Annotated in this window: 2 protein-coding genes; one reads left to right on the forward strand and one right to left on the reverse strand. The window is 59.0% G+C overall.

What is annotated here, in order from left to right:
• Nucleotides 1-130: 130 nt before the first annotated feature.
• Nucleotides 131-466, reverse strand: coding sequence for an ArsR/SmtB family transcription factor (locus GIW04_RS30520; protein ID WP_003174875.1), 336 nt, complete (start codon nt 464-466; stop codon nt 131-133).
• Nucleotides 467-560: 94 nt separating this feature from the next.
• On the opposite strand from GIW04_RS30520, the gene GIW04_RS30525 reads away from it, so the two are divergent.
• Nucleotides 561-1,424: an MBL fold metallo-hydrolase gene (locus GIW04_RS30525; RefSeq protein ID WP_120248861.1), complete on the forward strand. Its 864-nt coding sequence runs from the start codon at nt 561-563 to the stop codon at nt 1,422-1,424.
• The last annotated feature ends 234 nt before the right edge of the window (nt 1,425-1,658 follow it).

Below are 1,658 nucleotides of genomic sequence, written 5' to 3' on the forward strand. Positions count from 1 at the left end.
GCAGGCCGATGCCTGCCGAGCCGCCGCCGATGACTACGATATCGCCACTGATGGTGGGTCCCCAGTGTTGTTCGGTCATTGTCTACTGCCTTTTTGAGTCAATGCACACAAGGGTCGCTGCCGGATGGCGTCACGCCCAACTTTTTATGACCGCGCCGCAATACAGGCCGGACAGGGTCTTCATCACTTGAATCACTTCGTGGCTGGCCAGCCCGTAGAAAATGTATTTGCCTTCCCGACGGGTGGCGACCAACCCTTCATCGCGCAGGATGCCCAACTGTTGTGACAGGGTGGGCTGGCGTACGCCAGTCAAGGCTTCCAGCTCACCGACGTTGCGCTCGCCCTGGGTCAACTGGCACAGGATCAACAAGCGGTCTTCATTGGCCAGGGCCTTGAGCAAGGCACAGGCCTTGGACGCCGAAGCACGCAACTGGGCGACCTCGCCCTCACTCAACGTAGATTCCATTTGCCTCGGGTCCTTTATGTCACTTAAGCTCAAAACATTATGTGTAAACGTAAACTGATTGTAACCACTTTTTTCCCAAGCAGAGACAGCCGCCATGCCAGCGTTGATTCAAGCCTTTCTGGATGACGCATCGTCGACCTACACCTATATCGTCTATGAGGCCGATGGCGGCCCCTGCGCCATTGTCGACTCGGTACTCAATTACGACCCGGCGTCCGGCCGCACCGACACCGCCCAGGCCGACAAGGTGATTGCCTTTGTGCAAGAGCATGGCCTGCACGTGCAGTGGCTGCTGGAAACCCACGCCCATGCTGACCACCTGTCCGCCGCGCCCTACCTGCGTCGCACCTTGGGCGGCAAGATCGCGATCGGCGAATCCATCAGCAAGGTGCAGGGTGTGTTCAAGAACCTGTTCAACCTGGAGCCGGAATTTCGAGTGGACGGCTCGCAGTTCGATCACCTGTTTGCGCCGGATGAGATCTTTCATATCGGCAACTTGAAGGCCCAGGCGTTGCATGTGCCCGGACACACCCCCGCCGACATGGCCTATCTGATCGACGGCCGCTTGATCCTGGTGGGCGACACCCTGTTCATGCCCGACGTCGGCACCGCCCGTTGCGACTTCCCCGGCGGTGATGCGCGGCAGTTGTACGCGTCGATGCGCAAGCTGCTGGCGTTCCCTTCAGACACCAAGCTGTACGTGTGCCATGACTACCCACCCGAGGGTCGAGAAGCCAAATGCCAGACCACCGTGGCGGAACAGCGGGCGGGCAATATCCATGTGCATGACGGCGTGGATGAAGCGGCGTTTGTAGAGATGCGCACCCAGCGCGATGCTGGATTGGGGATGCCGACGTTGTTGCTGCCGGCGATCCAGGTGAATGTGCGAGCGGGGAATATGCCGCCGGCGGAAGAAAACGGCGTGACGTACCTTAAGATCCCCCTCAACCAACTCTAGAAACACCGATCCCCAGTGGGAGCTGGCTTGCCTGCGATAGCGGTGGGTCAGTTGGCCTATTTGCCCGATAGACAGCTCAATAACGACCAACAGTAACCACGATGCGAAGCGAGCCGCTCTTGCTCTTGCTCTTGCTCTGCTTTTGATCTTGATCTCAGGCGCCCCGTTAAACCACGCTGGCCGGAATTCGACAGGGATTTGGGGGGTAAACCGGCAGGGATGCCGGTTTAGCCG

Origin of the sequence: Pseudomonas sp. PA-4-8C (assembly GCF_021606625.1) — a bacterium.
GTDB classification, from domain to species: Bacteria; Pseudomonadota; Gammaproteobacteria; order Pseudomonadales; family Pseudomonadaceae; genus Aquipseudomonas; species Aquipseudomonas lactis.

Coding starts and splice junctions, on each gene's coding strand:
- GIW04_RS30520 (WP_003174875.1), bottom strand. CDS start 466: ATGGAATCTACGTTGAGTGAGGGCGAGGTCGCCCAGTTGCGTGCTTCG.
- GIW04_RS30525 (WP_120248861.1), top strand. CDS start 561: ATGCCAGCGTTGATTCAAGCCTTTCTGGATGACGCATCGTCGACCTAC.